The following is a 22,990-nucleotide window of genomic DNA, read 5'->3' on the forward strand; positions in this document are numbered from 1 at the left end:
CACGCTGCTTCGACGCGCCGATGCAAGGACGCGCGGTGGCCGCGATGCGCTGACCTCGGTTCCCGTCAGCGGCCGGCGTCGATGCGTTCCCAGCCGCGGCGGGCGGGGCGTTCGGCTAGGTGTTTGGGGTCGCGGGTGCGGTAGACGATGTAGGGGCGGAAGAGGTATTGGACCGGGGCGCTGAACATGTGGACGAGGCGGGTGAAGGGGATGAGGGCCAGGAGGGCCATGCCGATGACGGCGTGGATCTGGAAGGAGAGGGGGACGCCTTCCATGTCGGAGACGCGGGGGCGGAGGAGGAAGATGCTGCGGGCCCAGGGGGCGATGGTGTCGCGGTAGTTGTAGCCCTCGTGGATGTTCGCGTGGGCGAGCTTGGCCCACAGGCCCATGAAGATCGCGCCGACCAGGAAGACGTACATGATCTTGTCGTTGGTGGTGGTGGCGTGGAAGACGGCGGTGTTGGTGCGGCGGCGGTAGATCAGCATGAGGATGCCGAGGATCGCCAGGATGCCGGCGGCGGTGCCCGCGAACAGTGACATGAGGTGGTAGGCGTGCTCGTTCATGCCGATGGCGTCGGTCCATTCCTGCGGGATGAACAGGCCCATGATGTGGCCGGCGAAGACGAACAGGATGCCGTAGTGGAACATCGGGGAGGCGATGTTGAGCAGCTTGGACTCGTAGACCTCGGAGGAGCGGGTGGTCCAGCCGAACTTGTCGTAGCGGTAGCGCCAGGCCAGCCCGGTGGCCAGCAGTCCGATGACGACGTAAGGCAGTGCGCCCCACAGGAAAGTGCTCATCGACGGTCTCCAGTCAGCAGGGGAAGCATTCCGAGGTGGCCGTAGGGCTCGAGGCCCACGGATTCGCGGGGCGGGCCGCTGCGCGCCATGGCCCGCGCCGCGGCGCGATCCTTGGGCGAGGCCCCCGGGAGCGTGGCGCACACCGCCGCGAGCACCTGGGCGTACGCGTTGTCCTTCTCGGCGAGCGCGATCCGGAGCAACTCGAGTGCGGGCCGATGCTCGATCAACAGCGCGTTGGTGCGCGACAGGGCGCTGAATTCCAGGACGGCGGGCAGGAAGTCGGGCAGCTCGGAATCGTCGAAGTCGAAACCGTGGGCCCGGTAGTGGTCCTTGAATCCCACCAGCGCCGCACCCCGATTCCGGGTGTCGCCATCGGTCCACCAGCTCAGGTACAGGCTGTGCTTGTTGGTGAAATCGAAGGTGTCGACGTACAGGGTGGTGTGCGCGGCCTCGGACAGACTCATTGTGCCGGTGAGGAATTCACGCAGCGGACCGGCCGCCGGATGGCGCATGCTCGCGGTGATGGTGTCGAAAGCCGCCAGGGCGGCGTTGAACTCGTCTCCCGGATAGGCCAGGCAGGCCGCCGCGATGCGGTAGACGACCGCGACCTCGTCGCTGATCCCGCTCATCGGCTGGGCTCCTCGACCTCGTCGGCGGTCTGCTGCTTGCGCATGGCGTGGAAGCTCTCGATGGTGACCAGCGGCAGCGCCTTGCGCCCGGATCCGCCGCCGAGCGGCCCGTCCGCGCCCATGCCGGGCCCGCCCTCGTAGTCGAGACTGCATCCGCTGGGCAGCGCCGATTCCTCCAGCCGCTGCGCGTCGGCCATGGCCGCGGTCGGAATCACGTACCGGTCTTCGTATTTCGCGATCGCCAGGAGATGGAACATGTCCTCGAGCTCCTTGGCGGTCATGCCCACCGCCTGTGCGGTCTCCTCGCCGATCACCCGCTCGAGGTTGATGTCGGCCATGTGGGAGCGCATGGCCGCCAGTTTCTCCAGGCTCGCGCGCACCGGTTCGGGATCACCGGCGGTGAACAGTTCGGCCAGGTACTCGACCGGAATCCGCAGGGCGTCGATGGCTCCGAAGAGATTGCCCGCGTTCTCGCCGTCGTGGCCGCTGTCGGCCACCGCCTCCACCACCGGGGACAGCGGCGGGATGTACCAGACCATCGGCATGGTGCGGTATTCCGGATGCAGCGGCAACGCCACCTGGTACTTGCTGATCAGCGCGTGCACCGGTGAACGCTTGGCGGCCTCGATCCAGTCGTGCGGAATGCCCGCGAGCTCGGCCGCGCGGACCACCTCCGGATCCTCCGGATCCAGGAAGACCTCCAATTGCGCTTGGTAGAGCCGCTTTTCGTCCTTGGTCTGCGCGGCCGCGGTGACCTTGTCGGCGTCGTAGAGCATGACGCCCAGGTAGCGCAGGCGGCCGACGCAGGTCTCCGAGCACACGGTCGGCAGCCCGACCTCCACGCGCGGATAGCAGAATGTGCACTTCTCGGCCTTGCCGGTCTGGTGGTTGAAATAGATCTTCTTGTACGGGCAGCCGGTCACGCACTGCCGCCAGCCGCGGCACCCGTCCTGGTCCACCAGCACGATGCCGTCCTCGGCGCGCTTGTAGATCGCGCCGGACGGGCAGGCGGCCACGCACGCCGGGTTGAGGCAGTGCTCGCAGATGCGCGGCAGATAGAACATGAAGCTCTGTTCGTAGCTGAAGCGGATCTGCTCGCCCACCTGCTCGCGCATCTTGACCACGTTCGGGTCGTCGGGCCCGAATTCGGCCGCGCCACCGAGGTTGTCGTCCCAGTTCGACGACCATTCCACCGACATCGGCTTGTCGGTGATCAGCGAGCGCGGCGGCGCGACCGGGTAGTCGTCACCCAGCGGCGCGTCGGTGAGGTTGCGGTAGTCGTAGGTCCACGGCTCGTAGTAGTCGCGCAACGTGGGCAGCACCGGGTTGGAGAATATGCTGGCCAGCTTGAACATCCGCGATCCCTGGTTGAGCCGCAGCTTGCCGCGCTTGGTGAGCTTCCAGCCGCCCTTCCACTTGTCCTGGTCCTCGTACTGGCGGGGGTAGCCCAGCCCGGGCCGGGTCTCGACATTGTTGAACCACACGTATTCCATGCCCTGCCGGTTGGTCCAGGTCTGCTTGCAGGTGACCGAACACGTATGGCAGCCAATGCATTTGTCGAGATTCATGACCATCGCGATCTGTGCCATGACGCGCATCAGTACTTCACCTCCTGAGCACGGCGGCGGATCACGGTGACCTCGTCGCGCTGGTTGCCGGTCGGACCGAAATAGTTGAACGCCCACGACAATTGGGCATACCCGCCGATCAGGTGCGTGGGCTTGAGCAGGACCCGGGTCAGCGAGTTGTGGATACCGCCGCGGCGGCCGTCGGTCTCGGATTTCGGGACGTTGACGGTGCGCTCCTGCGCGTGGTTCATGTACACCGTCCCGCGCGGCATGCGCGGCGAGACGATCGCCCGCGCCACCACGACACCGTTGCGGTTGACCGCCTCGATCCAGTCGTTGTCGGCGACCCCGATGGCCTCGGCGTCCTCCACCGACATCCAGATCGCCTGTCCGCCACGGGAAAGCGAGAGCATGAACAGGTTGTCCTGGTACTCGGAGTGGATCGACCACTTGTTGTGCGGGGTCAGGTAGCGGACCGTCACCTCCTTCTGCCCGTCGGGCCCGAGCGCCGGTTCGCCGAAGAGCCGCTTCATATCCAGCGGCGGGCGATACACCGGCAGCGCCTCACCCAGCTCGTGCATCCAGTCGTGGTCGACGAAGAAGTGCTGCCGTCCGGTGAGGGTGTGCCAGGGCTTGAGGTGCTCGGTATTGAGGGTGAACGGCGCGTACCGTCGCCCGCCGGATTCACTGCCCGACCACTCCGGGGAAGTGATGACCGGCTGCGGCGCGGACTGGGTGTCGGCGTAGGTGATCTTCACGCCCTCCTTCTCGAGGGCCAGATGCGCCATGTGCTGCCCGGTGCGCTGGGTCAGGGTCTCGAAACCCTGAACCGCCAAGCGGCCGTTGGTCGTTCCCGACAGCGCCAGGATGGTGTTGGCGGCCTTGACGGCGGTGTCCAGCGCCGGACGACCCGCCGCGACGCCCTCGGCCACCACGCCGTTGATGCCGCGCAGATAGTCGATCTCCTCGTCGGGGCGCAGCATGATGCCCTTGCAGGGCAACCCGAGCTTGTCGACCAGCGGGCCCAGGGAGGCGAACTTCGTGGCGACGGCGGTGTAGTCGCGTTCCACCACCGCCAGCCCCGGCATGGTCACGCCCGGGATCGGTTCGCATTCGCCCGCACGCCAATCCAGCACGATCCCGCCGGGTTGCGCCGTCTCGGCCGCGGTGTCGTGCTGCAGCGCGGTCGCCACCAGATCGTGGCGGGTGTCGAGATGCCCGGCCGCCAGCTGGCTGAACCGCGAGGCCAGATCGTAGAAGGCCTCGTGGTCGGTGCGCGCCTGCCAGGGCGGGTTCACCGCGGGGGCGAAGGAGTGCACGTAGGGGTGCATATCCGTGGAGGACAGATCGTGCTTCTCATACCAGGTCGCCGCGGGCAGAACCACATCCGAGAGCATCGTGGAGGAGGTCATGCGGAAATCCAGGGTCAGCAGCAGATCGAGCTTGCCCTCGGGAGCCTCGTCGTGCCACACCACGTCACGCGGACGCACCTGCGGCGCTGCTTCTTCGGCGCGCAGCGAGGAATGGGTGCCCAGCAGATGCCTGCTGAAGTACTCCGCGCCCTTCGCCGAGGAACCGAACAGATTCGACCGCCACAGCGTGAGCACCCGCGGCCAGTTCTGCGGGGCATCGGGATCCTCGTTGGCGAAACGCAATCGCCCACTACGCAATTCGTCCACCACGTACGCGGCGGGTTCCTTGCCCGCGGCCTTCGCCTCGTCCACCAGGTCCAGGGGATTGCGATCGAAGGTCGGATAGGAGGGCATCCACCCCAACCGCGCGGACTGGGCGAGCACGTCGACCCCGGTCATGCCGTCGAAGCGGCCCGTGCCCAGCGGCGAGGCCAGGACATCGGCCGAGAACTGGTCGTAGCGCCACTGGTCGGTATTGAGGAAGAACCATGCGGTGCCGATCATCTGACGCGGCGGCCGCGACCAGTCGTTGGCCGAGGCCAGCGTCGCCCAGCCGGTGACCGGACGGCACTTCTCCTGCCCGACGTAATGCGCCCAGCCACCGCCATTGCGGCCCTGGCAGCCGGTGAGCAGCAGCAGCGACAGGAAAGCACGGTAGATCGTCTCGGAGTGGAACCAGTGGTTGGTGCCCGCACCCATCAGGATCATGCAGCGGCCGCGGGATTCCTCTGCGACGGAAGCGAATTCGCGGGCGATCTTCACCGTCCGCGCGGCGGGCACCGAGGTGATCCGCTCCGACCACGCCGGGGTGCCGGGAGCGTCGGCGTCCTCGTAGGAATCCGGCCACTCGCCGGGCAAACCCTCTCGGGCGACACCGTATTGGGCCAGCAGCAGATCGAAGACGGTGGTGACCAGCGGACCGGTCTCGCCCAACCGCCGCGCGGGGACACCGCGCCGCAGCGTCGCGCCGCGGCCCTGGCCGTGCTCGCCGCCCTCGGTGTCGAAGCGCGGCAACTCCACCTCGACGCCGGCGCCCTGCCCGTGCAGGGACAGCGCGGGGGAGATCTCGCCCAGATCCAGATTCCAACGGCCCGCACCGGATTCGGTCCACCGGAACCCCATCGAGCCATTGGGGACCACGGCCGCACCGGTCTTCTCGTCCAGAAGTACGGTCTTCCAGGCCGCGCCTTCACCGGTATCGCCGATGTCGGCCGAGCGCACGAACTTGTCCGGCACGTATGCGCCGTCGCGTTCCACCAGCGTCACCAGGAACGGCAGGTCGGTGAATTTCTTGATGTAGTCGGTGAAGAACGGCACCTGCCGGTCCACGAAGCATTCCTTGAGCACCACATGGCCCATGGCCATGGCCAGGGCGGCATCGGTGCCCGGGTGCGGGTGCAGCCATTCGTCGGCGAACTTGGCGTTGTCGGCGTAGTCGGGGGCGACGACCACGACCTTCTGCCCGCGATAGCGCGATTCGGTCATCCAGTGCGCGTCGGGGGTGCGGGTCACCGGGACGTTCGAACCCCACATGATGAGATAGGCCGCGTCCCACCAGTCTCCGGACTCCGGGACATCGGTCTGGTCGCCGAACACCTGGGGCGAGGCGACGGGCAGGTCGGCGTACCAGTCGTAGAACGACAGCATCGGCGCGCCGATCAATCCCATGAAGCGGGCGCCCGCGGCGTGCGACACCATCGACATGGCCGGAATGGGGGAGAAGCCCGCAACCCGGTCGGGCCCATAGTTCTTGATGGCGTGTACGTGTGCGGCGGCGGCGATCTCGATCGCCTCGTCCCACGTCGACCGCACCAGTCCGCCCTTGCCGCGCGCCCGCTGATAGCGCTTCCGCCGCTCGGGGTCGGCCTGGATGTCGGCCCATGCCGCCACCGGGTCGCCGAGCCGATTGCGGGCCTCGCGGTACATCTCCAGCAGCACGCCGCGCACGTACGGGTAGCGGACCCGGGTCGGGGAGTAGGTGTACCAGGAGAAAGAAGCGCCGCGCGGACATCCGCGCGGCTCGTATTCGGGGCGATCGGGTCCGACCGACGGATAGTCGGTGGCCTGGGTTTCCCAGGTGATGATCCCGTCCTTGACGTACACCTTCCACCGGCACGATCCGGTGCAGTTCACCCCGTGGGTGGAGTAGACGATCTTGTCGTGGCTCCAGCGGTCGCGGTAGAAGACATCGCCCGAGCGGCCACCCACGATCTCCTCACGGTGCAGGTCAGCCGAGGGTTTTCCGGGACGGAAGTAGCGCGCCGAACGGAGCAGTAGGGCTCCGGTTTCTCCGGGCCCGCTCGCGGCCCCGTTGTTCGCACCCATTGTGCGCAGCCCCTTTCGCCAGCAATGCAGCTGGATGAGCACAGGTGTCGGTGTTCGCCGGGTGTGGCGACTCGCCAGCCGAGTACAACACGATCGGTAGCTGGCTATGTGCTGGCACGCCGATCTTGTTATCTGACGGCGACCGAATCCGCGCGGCGGTGGCCGAGGTCGACCGCCCTGTGGCCGACACTGAACCCATGTGTCATTACTGCGGTTGCCGGGACATGCCACTGATCAAGGAATTCATCGCCGAGCACGAGGCGGTGTACAACCTCTCCGGCGATATCCGCCGCGCCCTCGAAAGCGGTGATATCGACACCGCCCGACGGGATCTGGTGGAGATCCAGCGGCAGCTGACCGAGCACTGGGCCGGGGAGGAACAGGGGCTGTTCGCGGTCATGCGCGACGACCCGGACTGCACGGACTACATCGATGCCCTGGAGGCCGAGCATCGCGAGATGACCACCGACCTTTCCACCGCGGACCTGACCACTCCCGAAGGGCGACAACAGGTTCTGGCGTCCTTGGCCACTCTGTGGCCGCATATAGAAAAGGAAGAGGACGGCCTATTCCCCATGTCGCTGACGACTCTGTCCGGTGAGCAGTGGACCGCCGCTATCGATGCCTGGGAACGCGTCCACCGACGCCCGGTCCGCCGTTGACGAGAAGGCAACCGCACCGAGGCCGGTCGCGGTGGCTCACAGAGCGTGGCAGACGAGGATCAACAGGGCGGTCAGCGGAGCGGCGAGAGTCACCGCGAGAGACAGCCATGTTCCGGCCCGCGCGATGGGCTTACGCGTGAGGTCGGGTTCGAACATGGACGCCCCCTCGGATGACGAATGATGCGATGGACGGGCTGAATGTAATCACCATCACATGTCATTCGAAGACGCATAATCTCCAAGACCGTCGGTCGGCCCGATGGCAGCGGTTGGACGAATCTCTAGAAATCGCGGGTCAGAGCGGGATGGTGTGGCTGACCGGGGTTCCGACGCCGGCTGATCTCCACGGTTTCGACGACCTCGAGCGAGGAGAGCAGGCCCGCGCCGCCATTGTCGAAGATCGCGTCCGGAAACCAAATCCGCTGCACCCGAACGACAGCTGATCCACCGGCGGTTCGGTGTGGATCATCCTGCCGGACAACGTATTCCGCGCATCGTGTGAATTTCCTTCCGATTGGTGGGTAGGCTTTCGGCCACTTAGTTCAATGTCTGAACAAAGTGGAGGATGATGATGGTGACGCCAACGCCCGCGGACAAGTTCTCGTTCGGATTGTGGACGGTGGGATGGCAGGGCAGAGATCCGTTCGGGGACGCCACCCGGGCGGAGTTGGACGCGGTGGAGGCCGTCCACCGGCTCGCCGAGCTGGGGGCCTACGGGCTCAGCTTCCACGACGACGACCTGTTTCCGTTCGGCGCCCCGGCCGCCGAGCGGGGGAGACGGATCGAGTTGTTGCGCAAGGCCCTGGCCGAGACCGGGATGGTGGTGCCGATGGTCACCACGAACCTGTTCACCCATCCGGTGTTCAAGGACGGTGGCTTCACCAGCAACGACCGGGCGGTACGGCGCTTCGCGTTGCGCAAGGTGCTGCGCAATGTCGAACTGGCGGCCGAGCTGGGGGCGCGGACCTACGTGCTGTGGGGTGGACGCGAGGGCGCGGAATACGACAGCGCCAAGGATGTGCGCGCGGCCCTGGACCGCTATCGCGAAAGCCTGAACATGCTCACCGATTTCGTCCGTGACCGCGGCTACGACCTGCGTTTCGCGATCGAACCCAAACCCAACGAGCCGCGCGGCGACATCCTGCTGCCGACCCTCGGGCACGCGCTCGCGTTCATCACCACCCTCGAGCATCCCGAGCTGGTCGGGGTCAATCCCGAAGTGGGACACGAGCAGATGGCGGGATTGAACTTCGCGCACGGCATCGCGCAGGCGCTGTGGCAGGGCAAACTGTTCCATATCGACCTGAACGGCCAGCGCGGCATCAAATACGACCAGGATCTGGTCTTCGGCCACGGCGACCTGATGAACGCCTTCAGCCTGGTCGACCTGCTGGAGAACGGCGGCCCGAACGGGGAGCCCGCCTACGACGGCCCGCGCCACTTCGACTACAAGCCCTCGCGCACCGAGGACATGTCGGGCGTGTGGGATTCGGCCGCCGCGAACATGCGCACCTATCTCCTGCTGAAGGAACGGGCCCGTGCCTTCCGCGCGGATCCCGAAGTGCAGCAGGCGCTGTCGGCCGCCGGGGTCGGCGACCTGCGCACCCCGACGCTGGCCGCGGGGGAGGGATACGCGGATTTGCTGGCCGACGCGGACGGTTTCGATCCGGACCGGGCCGGCGAACGCGGGTACGGGTTCGTCCGGCTGAACCAGCTGGCGCTGGAACACCTCCTGGGTGCGCGGTGATCGGATGACGTTGGTAGCCGGGGTCGATTCCTCCACCCAGTCGTGCAAGGTCGTCATCCGGGAGGCCGAGACCGGGCGCCTGGTGCGGTCCGGGCGGGCGGCCCATCCCTCCGGTACCGAGGTGCACCCGGAGTGCTGGTGGTCGGCGCTGCTCGAGGCGATCACGACCGCGGGCGGAATCGACGACGTCGCCGTGATCGCGGTCGCCGGGCAGCAGCACGGGTTGGTGTGCCTGGACGAGTCGGGGCGGGTGGTGCGAGACGCGCTGCTGTGGAACGACACCCGCTCGGCCGACGCCGCGCGGGACCTGGTCGACGAACTCGGCGCACCGGTCTGGGCGCAGCGCACCGGATCGGTCCCGGTGGCCTCGTTCACCGTCACCAAACTGCGCTGGCTCGCCGAGCGCGAGCCCGACAGCCTCGCCCGCACCGCCGCGGTCTGCCTGCCCCACGACTGGCTCACCTGGCGATTGCGCGGCGGGGGCCTCGAGGAGCTGACCACCGACCGCTCCGATGCTTCGGGCACCGGCTATTTCGACTCCCGCACCGGCGAGTACTGCCGTGACCTACTCGAATTGGCCTGCGGCCGTGGCGATCTGCTCCTGCCCCGGTTGCTGGGCCCGAGCGAGTCGACGGCCTCGTCGTTCGGGCCGCGACTGGCCGCCGGGGCAGGGGACAATGCCGCCGCCCGGCTGGGACTGGCGGCGGGCACGGATGTGGTGGTGTCCCTGGGCACCTCGGGCGTGGTGTCCGCCAGCTCGGTCGAACGTCCGGCCGACCCGACCGGAATCGTCGCCGGTTTCGCCGACGCCACGGATCGTCACCTACCGCTGGTCTGCACCCTCAACGCCGCGCGTGTACTGGATACCATCGCCGCTGTGCTGGGTATCGGACTTCAGAGGTTGAGCGAGCTCGCGCTGTCGGCCGCGCCCGGCTCGGACGGGCTCGTGCTGGTCCCGTATTTCGACGGCGAACGAACTCCCAACCTGCCCACCGCGACCGGAGCGCTCCACGGTCTGACCACCGCCGCGGCGACACCGGCCACCGTCGCCCGGGCCGCCGTGGAAGGCATGCTGTGCGGGGTCGGCGCCGGGTTGGAAGCCCTGCGCGCCCACGACGTTCCGATCACCGCCGTGCGCCTGATCGGTGGCGCGGCTGCCCTTCCGGCGGTGCGCGAGATCGCGCCCACGGTGTTCGGTGTGCCGGTACTGGCCCCCGAGCCGGGCGAGTATGTGGCCGACGGCGCGGCCCGGCAGGCCGCGTGGGCGCTGCACGGCGGTGACGAGCCGCCGCCGTGGCCCGAATCGGCCCCGGCTCGGCGCTACGAGGCCGAGACCGTGGTCGCGGTCAGGGAGCGCTACCAGGCCGCCCAGTCGAAGTACCTCGAGCGATGACCGGACTGCCGGGACCGGTCCACCTGCGCCGGGTGCGCACCGGAAATCTGCAGGCGCTGCTGCTGGCCATGCTCGACGGCCCGGCGTCGCGGGCCGAGCTCGCCCAGCGCACCGGCCTGACCAAGGCCACGGTGTCCAGCCTCGCGGAATCGCTGCTGCGGCAACGGATTCTGGCGGAGGATCCCGAGGTGAACACCGGGCGCGGGCGGCCCTCGCGGCCGCTGCGGTTCTCGGAGGCGGCGCCGGTGGCGGTCGGCGCGGAGATCAACGTGCGGCATCTCGCCGTCAGCGTGCAGCGACTGGACGGGTCCACCGCGGCCGAACGACGCGTCGAGATCGACAACCGCCGACTCGATGCCGACGAGCTGATCGACCGGCTCACCCGGCTCGTCCGTGCCACTCTGGACGAATCCGGCCGCGAGGCTCTCGGATTCGGGCTCGCCGTACCCGGCATCGTGCACGACGGCATGGTCGTGCACGCGCCGAATGTGCCCGGCCTGACCGATATCCGCATCGGTGACCGCTTGGCCGCCGCGCTCGGAACATCGGAGGTGGCCGTGGACAACGAAGCCAACCTCGCCGCCCTCGCGCACGTGTGGCCGCAGCGGCTCGCCGGTGACGACTTCATCTACGTCTCCGGCGATGTCGGTATCGGCGCGGGAATCGTCCTGGGCGGTTCGCTGTTTCGCGGCGGCAGCGGCTTCGCGGGCGAACTCGGCCACGTCATCATCGAACGCGCGGGCCGCCCCTGCACCTGCGGCAGCCAGGGCTGTGTCGAGCAATACGCGGGTTTGCAGGCGATTCTGGCCGCCGCCGGCCAGCCGCATCTCGAGGCGTTACGCGACGCCCTGCGCGAGGGCGACACCCGCGGCCGCTCGGCGGTCAACTGCGCCGGTTCGGCGCTGGGGACCGCGCTCGCCTCGCTGATCAATATCTGTGATGTCGCGACGGTCGTGCTCGGTGGCAGCTACGCGACCTTCTTCGACGAACTCGCCCCGGGTGTGCGCGCCGAACTCGGCACCGGCGTGCTCGCGGCCGCCCGCCGTCCGGTCACCCTCGCCGTCTCGTCGCTCGGGCGTGACGCCGTCGCGCGCGGTGCCGCCGCGCTCATCACCCGACGCCACTGCCTCGCACCGGAACTGCTGCTGGCTCCCGAGCTGAGCGCGGGCGACGACGAACGTACTACGGCAGGGTGATCCGGAGGGACGGGTACGGGTCCGAGCCCTGACGGCAGGGTGTGGTTAACGCTAACATGCCGTGTTCGGCCCGGTCCATACCTCTCAAACTCTTTGCTGACTATCGGACTGGACAGAGTTCGATCTATTTCTGCTGGCAGACAGCATCTTTGGACATGCAGTCCGTACATGCCCCTCGCCTGAACCCTTGACATCGGTCCGGTGTTGTAGGTAACAATGTGCGCGTTAACATAGCTGGGAGCAATACATGGCCGACAACTACGTCGTCGGTGTCGACTTCGGCACGCTGTCCGGTCGAGCCCTCGTCGTGCGGGTGCGCGACGGTGCGGAACTTGGAACAGCGGTCTGTGAATATCGGCACGGCGTGATCGAACGCGAGCTGCCCGTCACCGGTGCGCTTTTGCCGCCGGACTGGGCGCTGCAAGATCCCGGGGACTATCTCGGGGTGCTGCGTGTCGCGGTACCCGCGGCAGTCCGGGCGGCGGGGATCGACCCCGATGAGATCATCGGAATAGCAACGGATTTCACCGCGTGCACGGTGCTGCCGACCACCGTGGACGGTACCCCGCTCTGCGAATTGGCGCAGTTCGCGGACCGCCCGCACGCCTATCCGAAACTGTGGAAGCATCACGCCGCGCAGGCGCAGGCCGACCGCGTCACCGCGGTCGCCCATGAGCGCGGCGAAACGTGGATCGGCCGCTACGGGGGCCGGATCTCGAGCGAGTGGGAATTCGCCAAGGGCCTGCAGATCCTCGAGGAGGACCCCGAGATCTACGCCGCCGCTGCACGTTTCATCGAAGCGGCCGACTGGATCGTGTGGCAGCTGTGCGGCCACGAGACGCGCAATGTCTGCACTGCGGGATACAAGGGCCTGCACCAGGACGGCGCCTGGCCCACACCCGCCTATCTGACCGACTTGAATCCGGGCTTCGCCGACTTCGTCGGCAAGCTCTCCCATCCGCTGTCGCCGCTCGGTGGTCGTGCCGGAGGCTTGACCGAGCAGGCCGCGCGATGGACCGGCCTGCGCCCCGGGATCGCGGTCGCCGTCGGCAATGTCGACGCGCACGTGACCGCGCCCGCGGCGCAGGCCGTCGGGGAAGGCCAGATGCTCGCGGTCATGGGCACCTCCACCTGCCATGTGATGAACGCCGGGCGACTGGCCGAGGTGCCCGGCATGTGTGGCGTGGTGGACGGCGGAATCGTCTCCGGCAGTTGGGGTTACGAGGCGGGACAGAGCGCGGTCGGTGACATCTTCGCCTGGTTCGTGGAATCGGCGGTGCCCACCGACTACCGGGACCGGGCCGCGGCCCGCGGCATCGACGTGCACACCTACCTCGGCGAGCTGGCCGAACAGCAGCGCGTCGGCGAGCACGGGCTGATCGCTCTGGACTGGCTGGGCGGCAACCGATCCGTGCTGGTGGACCACGACCTGTCGGGCGTGCTGGTCGGCCTGACGCTGGCCACCCGGCCGGAGGACATCTACCGCGCGCTGCTCGAGTCGACCGCGTTCGGCACCCGCACCATCATCGAATCCTTCGATGCCTCCGGTGTTCCCGTGCGTGAGCTGACCGTGGCCGGGGGACTGGTGAAGAACCCGGTGCTCATGCAGATCTACGCCGATGTCACCGGGCTGCCGCTGTCGGTGCTCGCCTCCGAACAGGGCTGCGCGCTCGGCTCGGCCATCCACGCCGCCGTCGCCGCGGGCGCGTACCCGGACGTGCGGGCCGCCTCGGCGGCCATGGGCCGGGTCGATCGGGCCGCCTATTCGCCGGACCCGGAGCGCGCGGCGGCCTACGACGCCCTGTACGCCGAATATCGCGCGCTCCATGACCATTTCGGCCGCGGCGGCACCGAGGTGCTGCACCGGCTGCGGCGCATTCGCAATACCGCACGCAAGGAGGTAGCCACCAGATGACGACACTCGATCTCGCCGTGGCCGGTCTGCGCACGCAGCTGGTCGACCTGCATCGCGAGCTGACGCGCTGGAACCTGGTGGTGTGGACCGCGGGCAATGTGTCGGCCCGGGTGCCCGGCGCGGACCTGCTGGTCATCAAGCCCAGCGGCGTCTCCTACGACGACCTGACCCCCGAGTCCATGGTGGTGTGCGACCTGGACGGCAATCTCGTCGACGGCGAGCTGTCCCCGTCCAGCGACACTGCCGCGCACGCCTACGTGTACCGGCACATGCCGCACGTCGGCGGTGTGGCGCATACGCATTCGACCTACGCCAGCGCCTGGGCCGCGCGGGGCGAGCCGATCCCGTGCGTGCTGACCGCCATGGCCGACGAGTTCGGCGGGGAGATCCCGGTCGGCCCGTTCGCCCTCATCGGTGGTGACGAGATCGGCCGCGGTGTGGTCGACACCCTGAACGGGCAACGCTCGCCGGCCGTGCTGATGCGCAACCACGGTGTGTTCACCATCGGCTCCGATGCCCGCGCGGCGGTGAAGGCGGCCGTCATGTGTGAGGACGTGGCGCGTACCGCGCATCTGGCCTGCGAGATCGGCCAGCCGATCCCGATTCCCCAGAACGCCGTCGACAGCCTGCACCACCGCTATCGCAACGTATACGGCCAGCACTGATTTCGCCGGTCCAGCACCGGTTCTGATGAAGGAGTTACCCCAGTGACCGCAGCCCCGGCCACCCAGGCCACCCGCAAGCCCCGCATCGGCCTGCTCGGCATCATGCAGGCGCTCTACGACGAGATGATCCCGGGCATCACCGAACGCCAGGCCGGATACGCCGAGGCGATCGCCGACCAGCTCGCCGATGTCGCCGACTGGCGGGTCGGCCGCCCGGTGAAGGACCGCGCCGACGCCGAATCGGTGATGCGCGAATTCGCCAATGCCGATCTGGACGGCGTCATGGTCGTCCTGCTGACCTACGGCCCGGCCATGCGGGTGGCGCGGCTGTTCAACGAGAACCGAATGCCGGTGCTGCTGGCCAACATCCAGCCCGAGCCCGCCGTCACCGCCGAGTGGGACATGGCCGACATGACCTACAACCAGGGCATCCACGGCGCACAGGACACCGCCAACGCCATGGTGCGCGCCGACCGGCCCTTCGAGGTCCTCACCGACGACTGGCGCTCCGAGCGGTTCCGTGAGCACGTGGACCGCTGGGCCCGCGCCGCCCGCGCGGTCACGGCGTGGAAGTCGTTGAAGGTCGGCGTCTTCGGCTACGCCATGAACGATATGGGCGACATCCGCGTCGACGAGAACGCGCTGCTGCGCTCGCTCGGCCCCGAGATCAGCTACCTCGCCCCGGGCGATCTGTATCGCGGCACCCGCGACGTCCCCGACGACGACGTCAAGGAGCTGATCGACTGGGAGAACACGCATTTCACCGTCGACCCGGCGCTGACCGAGCTCGAACGCGAGGACCACGCCCGGATGCAGATCGCCATCGAGCGCATCCTCACCGACCGCGGCTATGGCGCGTACTCGACCCATTTCGACGCCATCGGCGAGGACGGCCGCTTCCGGCGGCTGCCGCTGGCTGCCGCCTCGAGCCTGATGGCCAAGGGCTACGGCTACGGCGCGGAGGGCGACGCGCTGGCGGCGTCCATGGTGTACGCGGGACACCAGCTCATCGGCGACGGCCACTTCACCGAGATGTACGCCATGGACTTCCCCTCCGACTCGATCCTGATGAGCCATATGGGCGAAGGCAATTGGCGGGTGGCCCGCGAGGACGAACCGGTGCGGCTGATCCACCGCGAACTCGGCATCGGCAAACTCGACGCCCCGCCGACCTTCCTGTTCCGCTACCGGCCCGGACCGGCCACCCTGGCCTGCCTGGTCTCCCTCGGTGACGAGCGGTTCCGCCTGGTGGTCGCCGAGGGCGAGGTTCTCGACGCGCCGCCGCTGCCGCAATTGGAGATGCCCTACGGCCAGTTCCGTCCCGACTCCGGGGTGCGCGCCTGCATGGACGGCTGGCTGGCCGCGGGCGGCCCGCACCACCAGGTGCTCAATCTCGGCCGGCACGCCGCCGATTGGCGCGTGTTCTGCCGCATGTCCGGCATCGAATTCGTCCAGGTCTGACAAAGGAGCCAGCACATGACCGGTATCAATCGCCGCGACTTCTTCACCGTCGCGGGCGGATCGCTCGCCCTGTTGGCGGCGGCGGCCTGCTCGGTGGACAGCGGAAGTTCGAGTTCGGGCGGCGGCAAGGGCGCGGGCGGGCGCATCGGAATCGCCATGCCCACCAAGTCCTCCGAGCGCTGGGTGGCCGACGGCAACAATATCGTCAACCAGTTCAAGGATCTCGGCTACACCACCGACCTGCAGTACGCCGAGGATGTCATCGAGACCCAGGTCTCCCAGCTCGAGAACATGCTCACCCAGGGCGCCAAAGCGCTCGTGATCGCGGCCATCGACAACAAGTCGCTGACCGGGGTGCTGGCGCAGGCCAAGCAGAACAAGGTCGCGGTCATCGCCTACGACCGGCTCATCCGCGACACCGCCAACGTCGACTACTACGCCACCTTCGACAACTTCAAAGTCGGTGTGCTGCAGGCGAGTTACATCACCGACCACCTCGGTCTGAAGGACGGCAAGGGCCCGTTCAACATCGAGCTGTTCGCCGGATCCCCCGACGACAACAACACCTACTTCTTCTTCAACGGCGCGATGTCGGTGCTGAAGCCCCACATCGACGCGGGCAAGCTGGTGGTGCGGTCGAACCAGACCAATGTCGACCAGGTGACCACCCTGCGCTGGGACGGCGCGACGGCACAGTCCCGCATGGAGAACCTGCTCTCGGCGCACTACGCCGGAGCGAACGTGGACGCGGTGCTCTCGCCCTACGACGGCCTGTCCATCGGAATCCTGTCCGCGCTCAAGGCCGTCGGCTACGGGGGCGCCAAGAAGATGCCCATCGTCACCGGACAGGACGCGGAGAAGGCGTCGGTCAAATCGATCATCGCGGGCGAACAGACCCAGACCGTCTTCAAGGACACCCGGGAGCTGGCCAAGCGCGCGGTGCAGATGACCCACGCCATTCTCACCGGCGGCACCCCGGAGACCAACGACACCACCTCCTACGACAACGGCGCCAAGAAGGTGCCCGCGTATCTGCTGCAACCGGTTTCGGTGGACAAGTCCAACTACCGGGCCGCTCTCATCGACACCGGCTACTACACCGACAAGGACCTGCAGTAGCAGCGCGGAAGGCAGGTGCGGCCGATGACGGCCAACATTCTCGAAATGCGCTCGATCACCATGGAATTCCCGGGTGTGAAGGCCCTCGACGCGGTCGACTTCGCGGTCGCCCGCGGCGAGATCCACGCCCTGGTCGGTGAGAACGGCGCGGGTAAATCCACCCTGATGAAGGTGCTGTCGGGGGTCTATCCGCACGGGTCCTACAGCGGCCGAATCCTGGTGGACGGCACCGAGATGGCCTTCAAGGACATCCGGCACAGCGAGGCCGCGGGCGTCGCCATCATCCACCAGGAGCTCGCGCTGGTGTCGCAGCTGTCCATCGCCGAGAACATCTTCCTCGGCAACGAGCGCACGCGGGCCCGCCTGGTCGACTGGCAGGAGACCAACCAGCAGGCCATGGCGCTGATGGAACGCGTCGGGCTCATCGAGGACCCCGAAACCCCGGTCGCGGCTCTGGGTGTCGGCAAACAGCAGCTGGTGGAGATCGCCAAGGCGCTGGCCAAACAGGTGCGGCTGCTGATTCTCGACGAGCCCACCGCCGCGCTCAACCAGGACGACAGCGACAGCCTGATGGCCCTGCTGCGGGAGCTGCGCGGGCAGGGAATCACCTCGATCCTCATCTCGCACAAGCTCAACGAGGTGCTGGCGGTCGCCGACACCATCACCGTGCTGCGTGACGGGCACACCATCGAGACCCTCGAGGTGGACGGCACCGTCACCGAGGACCGGATCATCAAGGGCATGGTGGGCCGCGACCTGGACCACCGCTTCCCGCCCCGGCTCGAACCGGCCATCGGGGAGGTGTTCTTCGATATCGAGGACTGGAGCGTCGACCACCCCACCATCTCCGGACGGCAGGTGGTGCGGGGCGCGTCGCTGCGGGTGCGGCGCGGTGAGATCGTCGGGCTGGCCGGGCTCATGGGCGCGGGCCGCACCGAGCTGGCCATGAGCGTGTTCGGCCACTCCTACGGCCGCAATATCCGCGGCACCATTCGCAAGGACGGTGCGCCGGTGCCGGTTTCGACGGTGCCGCAGGCCATCGACGCCGGGATCGCCTATGTCTCCGAGGACCGCAAACAACTCGGGCTCATTCTCGACGAGGACATCCGCCGCAACCTCACCCTCGCCAATCTGTCGGCGGTCTCGCGGCACGCGGTGATCGACACCCACGCCGAGGTGGTCGCCGCCGAGGAGCTGCGTACTCGGCTGACGGTCAAGGCGCCCACGGTGTTCCAGAAGGTGGGCAACCTCTCGGGCGGCAACCAGCAGAAGGTGGTGCTCGGCAAATGGATCTTCACCGCGCCCGACCTGCTCATTCTCGACGAACCCACGCGCGGTATCGACGTGGGCGCGAAGTACGAGATCTACCTGATCATTCAAGAACTCGCGGCGGAAGGCAAAGGCGTGCTGGTGATCTCGTCGGAACTGCCGGAACTGCTCGGCCTGTGCGACCGGATCTACGCCATGAGCCAGGGCCGCATCACCGGTGAACTGGCCGCCGCCGACGCCACCCAGGAGGCACTCATGCGATTGATGACCCGCGGCGCGAACCCGGCGGAGGTGACCGGAGAATGACCCTGCTCGACAAACTGAAGGACGGCGGGAAGTCCGAGGCCATCGTCGCCAAGGCGGCGAGCGGGGATCGCGGCGGCGTGCTGGCGATCGTGCGAAACGCCCTGCGCGGCAATGTCCGCCAGTACGGCATGATCGTCGCCCTGGTGGCGATCACCCTGCTGTTCCAGGTCCTCACCACGCTGCGGCTCAGCGACGGGGTGAGCCTGCTGACGCCGCTCAACGTCACCAATGTGATCCTGCAGAACGGTTACATCCTGGTGCTGGCCGTCGGCATGATGCTGGTGATCATCAACGGGCACATCGACCTGTCCGTCGGATCGGTGTGCGCGCTGGTCGGAGCCCTCACCGGCATCGCCATCGCGCACTGGCACTGGCCGTGGCCGGTCGTGGTGGTGGCGGGGCTGGGGCTGGGCGCGGTCATCGGTGTGTGGCAAGGGTATTGGATCGCCTACGTCAAGATCCCCGCCTTCATCGTCACCCTCGGCGGCATGTTGCTGTTCCGCGGCCTGGCCCAGCTGGTGCTGCAGGGACAGTCGATCGGGCCCTTCCCACAGGGGTTCGTGAACATCGCGGCGGGCTACCTGCCCAACTGGCTGCCCATCCACGCGCTGGTGTTCGACGGCTTCCGGGATGGCGTCGTAGTCCGGCTGAAAACCGGTGAGCTGCACGGGCTCACGCTGCTGCTGGCGGTCGCGGCCATCACGGCGCTGGTGTGGACACAGCTGCGGGTGCGGCGGCGACGCCGGTCCTACGGGATGCCCGCCGGCCCGCGCTCGCTGTTCGTGGCCAAGATGGCGGCGCTGGGCGTGGTCATCGGGGCGTCCGGGTTCGTGCTGGCCTCCTACAACGGCCTGCCGGTCATCGGGCTGATCCTGGTGGTGCTCATCGTCGTCTACTCGTTCGTCATGAACCGCACCGTCATCGGCCGCCGCATCTACGCCGTCGGCGGCAACGAGAAGGCCGCGGCGCTGTCGGGCGTCGACACCCGGCGCAACACCTTCTGGGTGTTCGTGAACATGGGCGTGCTCGCGGCCCTGGCGGGCATCATCTTCGCCGCCCGCCTCGGCGCGGCCACCCCCAAGGCCGGGCAGAACTTCGAATTGGACGCCATCGCCGCTGCTTTCGTCGGTGGCGCGTCGGCCAGCGGCGGCATCGGCACCGTGGTCGGGGCCATTGTCGGCGCACTGGTCATGGGCGTGATGAACAACGGCATGTCCATGCTCGGCGTGGGCAGCGACTGGCAGCTGGTGATCAAGGGGCTGGTGCTGCTGGCCGCGGTGGCCTTCGACGTCTACAACAAGAAGCGCGCGGCTGTCTGAGTCCGCCGGAATTCATCGGCGCATTCCGGCACGCCGGGACCTCGGTCCGAACAGTCCCCGGGTGCCCCCGAGGTTCCGGCACCCCGCCCGGTGCGCCGCAGGTTGTCGAGAACACCTGCGGCGCACCGTGATCGGTATCAGCGGGCGCGGGGAGCCGCGGTGCTGTCGCGGACCACGAGAGTGGGCAGCACCTGCGGGGATTCGACCGGCGGGGCATCGGATTCGATGAGCTCCAGCAGCAGTCGCATACTCTGGCGGCCGACCTCGTCGAAGTCCTGGCGCACCGTGGTCAACGGGGGAGACAGGTAGGCTGCCTCGGGGATGTCGTCGAAGCCGACCACCGAGATGTCCTCGGGCACGCGCAGTCCGCGTTCGGCGAAGGCGCGCAGCAGCCCCAGCGCCATCTGGTCATTGGCGGCGAAGACCGCGGTCACCTCGGGTTGCGCGGCCAGCAGCGGCCCGGCCGCGTACCCGGAGCGCGCGCTCCAGTCCCCGGCGATGATCGGCGGCACCAGCGCGCCCGCGGCCTGCAGGGTCTGCCGCCAGCCGTCCACGCGATCGCGTGACTCGAGCCACCCGTTGGGACCCGAGATGTGCCAGACGGTTTCGTGGCCCAGCTCCAGCAGGTGCCGTACGGCCAGCCGCGCGCCCTCGATCTGATCCACCGACGCCGAGGGCAGCCCGGCATCCGGACCGGCCTCGACCGCCACGGCGGGCAGCGTGGCGGGCAGGCTGTGCAGCGCCGCCGCCGCGACCATCAGCGGCGCGATGATGATCACGCCGTCGACCCCCTGATCGGCCAGCGTCCCCACGGCATCGAGCACCTCGGCGCGGTCGGCCCGCTGCAAGGTGACGATGCTGACCCCGTAACGGGCCGCGCGCGCCGCCCGCTCGATGCCCAGCAACATCGACGCCGGGCCGTAGAGGACCGTGTCGAAGGTGACCACTCCCAACACTTTCGAACGACGGCTCACCAGACCCCGTGCCATGGCATTGGGCCGGTAACCCAACTCCTCGACCGCACGCAACACCCGATCACGGGTCTCCGGCCGCACCCGCGGGCTGTCGTTCAGCACCCGGGACACGGTCTGGTGAGAGACCCCGGCCCGCTTGGCCACGTCGATCATGACCGCGGGCCGCGCGGGCTGCGCAGCCACGCCGTCGGCAGCTTCGTCCCTGTCCCTCACGTCCACCTCTCTGCGGTTGCTTCGGCCCGCCTGAACCAAGGTGCGGCGTTCGGGCCAGCTCGGAACAGGGCCGATGTGATCGCTAACATTACCAGGAATTTCCACTCGATCTCATTTCTGGCAAGGGTTCGATGTTCAGCGACTTCGCGATGAATCCAGTGTTCATGGCTTGGGTGGAATTGCGTGACCGAACGCTACACCGATCGCTTCTGGTTCTCGATGTACTCTTCGATCACAGTCAACGGTGCTCCGCCGCATGATCCGGCGAAGTATGACGGTGACCAGAAATGATCCCCTTGCAGGTACTTTCGGATGTGCTCGGGGTACTCCTGCCGGAGCCGACGGACGGATACCCCCTTCAGGCTCCCCGCAAGGGTCGATAACCTGACCTGAGGCGCGTAATGCAGGAGCAAATGCACGTGGTCGGTCCCGCCGTTGAACTCGCGCAGCTGCGCGCCGAAGTCGGCACATACGTTGCGCATCACCTCTTCGCAACGGGTAAGGATCTCATCGGTGAATGGTCCCCGCCGGTCCCTTGTGACAAAGACCAAATGCGCGTGGAGATCATGGATCACGCTTCTTCCCTTGCGTACATTGGGATCTGGAACCCATCGAGGTGACATAGACACATGCTATCGTCGCGGGGTGAAGCTGGTTGTGGCGGTGAAGTTGCTCCCTACGCCGGAGCAAGCGGCTGCCCTGGCTGGCACTCTGGATACCGCGAACACCGCCGCGACATGGCTTGCCGGTCAAGCTCAGACAACCGCCAGGCGAGGCCGAGCTGACCTGCAGCGCGAGCACTATGCGCACATCAAGGAGATGGGCTTGTCGGCGCAGCCCGCGCTGCATGTGCTTCGGAAAGTCGCTGATGCCTACACAACTCGGGCGGCGAATCTCGCCGCGGGGAACTACGGGCCGAAGGGTAGCCGTCGCCGCGAGCGAGTCGAGAACTCGCCGATCCGGTTCCGGCGTGATGCCGCCCAACCCTTCGACGACCGCTGCCTCTCCTGGCGGCACGACATGCAATCGGTCTCCATCTGGACCGTCGAGGGCCGGATGAAGAACCTGCGCTACACCGGATCTGCGGATCAGCTGAAAGCTCTACAGCTGTATCGCAAAGCGAAACCGACTTGGTCCACCGCGACGGGATGTGGTTTCTGTACGCGACCTGCGAGGTCCCCGAACCCCAGGCTGCTCAACCCATCGGATGGATCGGAGTAGACCTCGGACTGGCCAACATCGCCACCACCAGCACCGGATATCGGGCGGCCGGGCGTGGGTTGCGCCGCTACCGGGAACGGAAACGGCAGCTGCGTCGCAAGTTGCAGGCCAAAAGCACGAAGGCGACCAAGCGGGTATTGAAACGGCAGCGCCGCCGCGAGACACGCCACGCCGCCCAGGTGAATCATGTCATTTCGAAACGCATTGTGGCCGAGGCGCAACGCACCGGGCGCGGGATTGGTCTGGAAACCCTGACCGGTATCCGTGAACGGGTACGGCTTCGTAAGCCCCAACGTGCCACACTGCATAGCTGGGGATTTGCCCAGCTCGGGTTGTTCATCGACTACAAGGCCCGCCGCGCAGGGGTACCGGTGGCCTTTGTCAACGCCCACGATACGTCCCGCACCTGCCGCAGATGTGGGTACGTTGACCGAAACAACCGGGTAACTCAAGCCGAGTTTCGTTGCCGTTCGTGTTGTTTTGTCGAACATGCGGACGTGAACGCTTCTCACAACATCGCTGCGAAAGCGGCTGTGGCGTGGGGACGCGGGGCCCAGTCAATGGCCCCTACGCTCGAGTGAGCGTTGGACGTAGCCCACTAGCGTGCAGCCAGCCCGGTAGCGGAGTTGCAAGCCTGGCATTTGGCCAGGCAGCTGACGAGGCTTGTCATCCAGGTGGGCGGTTGGCCTTCGAGTAGGTCAGCCAGAGTGCGGCCTATGGCGTTGCGGACTGGTGGACTACTTGCCCCGGTGTGGGTTCGGATTCAGGTGCGGACTTCGATTCGGCCCTTGACGACATC

Annotated in this window: 19 protein-coding genes; 13 read left to right on the forward strand and 6 right to left on the reverse strand. The window is 67.5% G+C overall.

Annotated features, from left to right (window positions below):
- Nucleotides 1-65 precede the first annotated feature (65 nt).
- The 4 genes from narI to GPX89_RS34800 are packed head-to-tail and all read right to left on the reverse strand — an operon-like array spanning nt 66 to nt 6,731.
- Nucleotides 66-797, reverse strand: a complete 732-nt coding sequence (gene narI / locus GPX89_RS34785; protein WP_157391994.1) for a respiratory nitrate reductase subunit gamma — start codon at nt 795-797, stop codon at nt 66-68.
- Nucleotides 794-1,426 carry a nitrate reductase molybdenum cofactor assembly chaperone gene (narJ, locus tag GPX89_RS34790; RefSeq protein WP_157391995.1) on the reverse strand — a complete coding sequence of 211 codons (633 nt, stop codon included), beginning with the start codon at nt 1,424-1,426 and terminating at the stop codon, nt 794-796. The genes narI and narJ overlap by 4 nt, the downstream gene beginning before the upstream one ends.
- A complete protein-coding gene (gene narH, locus GPX89_RS34795; RefSeq protein WP_157391996.1) occupies nt 1,423-3,024 on the reverse strand; it encodes a nitrate reductase subunit beta in 1,602 nt (533 codons plus the stop codon). Before narH ends, narJ begins: the two co-directional genes overlap by 4 nt.
- A complete protein-coding gene (locus GPX89_RS34800) occupies nt 3,024-6,731 on the reverse strand; it encodes a nitrate reductase subunit alpha (RefSeq protein ID WP_157391997.1) in 3,708 nt (1,235 codons plus the stop codon). Before GPX89_RS34800 ends, narH begins: the two co-directional genes overlap by 1 nt.
- 44 nt (nt 6,732-6,775) lie before the next feature.
- On the opposite strand from GPX89_RS34800, the gene GPX89_RS34805 reads away from it, so the two are divergent.
- The 11 genes from GPX89_RS34805 to mmsB all read left to right on the forward strand — a co-directional run bounded on the left by GPX89_RS34805 (nt 6,776) and on the right by mmsB (nt 19,783).
- Nucleotides 6,776-7,393, forward strand: a complete 618-nt coding sequence (locus GPX89_RS34805) for a hemerythrin domain-containing protein (RefSeq protein ID WP_328602642.1) — start codon at nt 6,776-6,778, stop codon at nt 7,391-7,393.
- Between the two features lie 170 nt (nt 7,394-7,563).
- Complete coding sequence (locus GPX89_RS34810; RefSeq protein WP_157391998.1) at nt 7,564-7,836, forward strand: hypothetical protein; 273 nt, start codon at nt 7,564-7,566, stop codon at nt 7,834-7,836.
- Nucleotides 7,837-7,964: 128 nt separating this feature from the next.
- Nucleotides 7,965-9,140: a xylose isomerase gene (gene xylA / locus GPX89_RS34815; protein ID WP_198347737.1), complete on the forward strand. Its 1,176-nt coding sequence runs from the start codon at nt 7,965-7,967 to the stop codon at nt 9,138-9,140.
- 4 nt (nt 9,141-9,144) lie between these two features.
- Nucleotides 9,145-10,533, forward strand: a complete 1,389-nt coding sequence (locus GPX89_RS34820; RefSeq protein ID WP_157391999.1) for a xylulokinase — start codon at nt 9,145-9,147, stop codon at nt 10,531-10,533.
- Nucleotides 10,530-11,729, forward strand: a complete 1,200-nt coding sequence (locus GPX89_RS34825) for an ROK family transcriptional regulator (RefSeq protein WP_157392000.1) — start codon at nt 10,530-10,532, stop codon at nt 11,727-11,729. The genes GPX89_RS34820 and GPX89_RS34825 overlap by 4 nt, the downstream gene beginning before the upstream one ends.
- A gap of 247 nt (nt 11,730-11,976) precedes the next feature.
- Nucleotides 11,977-13,644, forward strand: a complete 1,668-nt coding sequence (gene araB, locus GPX89_RS34830; RefSeq protein ID WP_157392001.1) for a ribulokinase — start codon at nt 11,977-11,979, stop codon at nt 13,642-13,644.
- The gene (locus GPX89_RS34835; RefSeq protein WP_157392002.1) at nt 13,641-14,309 is read left to right on the forward strand and encodes an L-ribulose-5-phosphate 4-epimerase; all 669 of its coding nucleotides are present in this window, start codon (nt 13,641-13,643) and stop codon (nt 14,307-14,309) included. The genes araB and GPX89_RS34835 overlap by 4 nt, the downstream gene beginning before the upstream one ends.
- 42 nt (nt 14,310-14,351) lie before the next feature.
- Entirely contained in the window at nt 14,352-15,770 is a 1,419-nt protein-coding gene (locus GPX89_RS34840) for an L-fucose/L-arabinose isomerase family protein (RefSeq protein WP_328602643.1), read from the forward strand.
- 15 nt (nt 15,771-15,785) lie between these two features.
- Nucleotides 15,786-16,889 carry a multiple monosaccharide ABC transporter substrate-binding protein gene (chvE, locus tag GPX89_RS34845; RefSeq protein ID WP_157392003.1) on the forward strand — a complete coding sequence of 368 codons (1,104 nt, stop codon included), beginning with the start codon at nt 15,786-15,788 and terminating at the stop codon, nt 16,887-16,889.
- Between the two features lie 24 nt (nt 16,890-16,913).
- On the forward strand, nt 16,914-18,464 hold the full coding sequence (gene mmsA, locus GPX89_RS34850) for a multiple monosaccharide ABC transporter ATP-binding protein (protein WP_157392004.1): 1,551 nt from the start codon (nt 16,914-16,916) through the stop codon (nt 18,462-18,464).
- Nucleotides 18,461-19,783, forward strand: coding sequence for a multiple monosaccharide ABC transporter permease (gene mmsB / locus GPX89_RS34855; RefSeq protein WP_157392005.1), 1,323 nt, complete (start codon nt 18,461-18,463; stop codon nt 19,781-19,783). Before mmsA ends, mmsB begins: the two co-directional genes overlap by 4 nt.
- Before the next feature lie 137 nt (nt 19,784-19,920).
- On the opposite strand, the gene GPX89_RS34860 is transcribed toward mmsB, so the two are convergent.
- On the reverse strand, nt 19,921-20,970 hold the full coding sequence (locus GPX89_RS34860) for a LacI family DNA-binding transcriptional regulator (RefSeq protein ID WP_328602644.1): 1,050 nt from the start codon (nt 20,968-20,970) through the stop codon (nt 19,921-19,923).
- Between the two features lie 194 nt (nt 20,971-21,164).
- Complete coding sequence (gene tnpA, locus GPX89_RS34865) at nt 21,165-21,593, reverse strand: IS200/IS605 family transposase (RefSeq protein WP_157392006.1); 429 nt, start codon at nt 21,591-21,593, stop codon at nt 21,165-21,167.
- 22 nt (nt 21,594-21,615) lie between these two features.
- Between tnpA and GPX89_RS45065 the strand changes: the two genes are divergently transcribed.
- Together GPX89_RS45065 and GPX89_RS45070 are read left to right on the forward strand one after the other, a co-directional pair.
- A complete protein-coding gene (locus GPX89_RS45065) occupies nt 21,616-22,191 on the forward strand; it encodes a hypothetical protein (protein ID WP_235948810.1) in 576 nt (191 codons plus the stop codon).
- Complete coding sequence (locus GPX89_RS45070; protein WP_235948812.1) at nt 22,119-22,772, forward strand: RNA-guided endonuclease InsQ/TnpB family protein; 654 nt, start codon at nt 22,119-22,121, stop codon at nt 22,770-22,772. The genes GPX89_RS45065 and GPX89_RS45070 overlap by 73 nt, the downstream gene beginning before the upstream one ends.
- The last annotated feature ends 218 nt before the right edge of the window (nt 22,773-22,990 follow it).

The sequence above is a fragment of the Nocardia terrae genome (assembly GCF_009760405.1).
GTDB classification, from domain to species: Bacteria; Actinomycetota; Actinomycetes; order Mycobacteriales; family Mycobacteriaceae; genus Nocardia; species Nocardia terrae.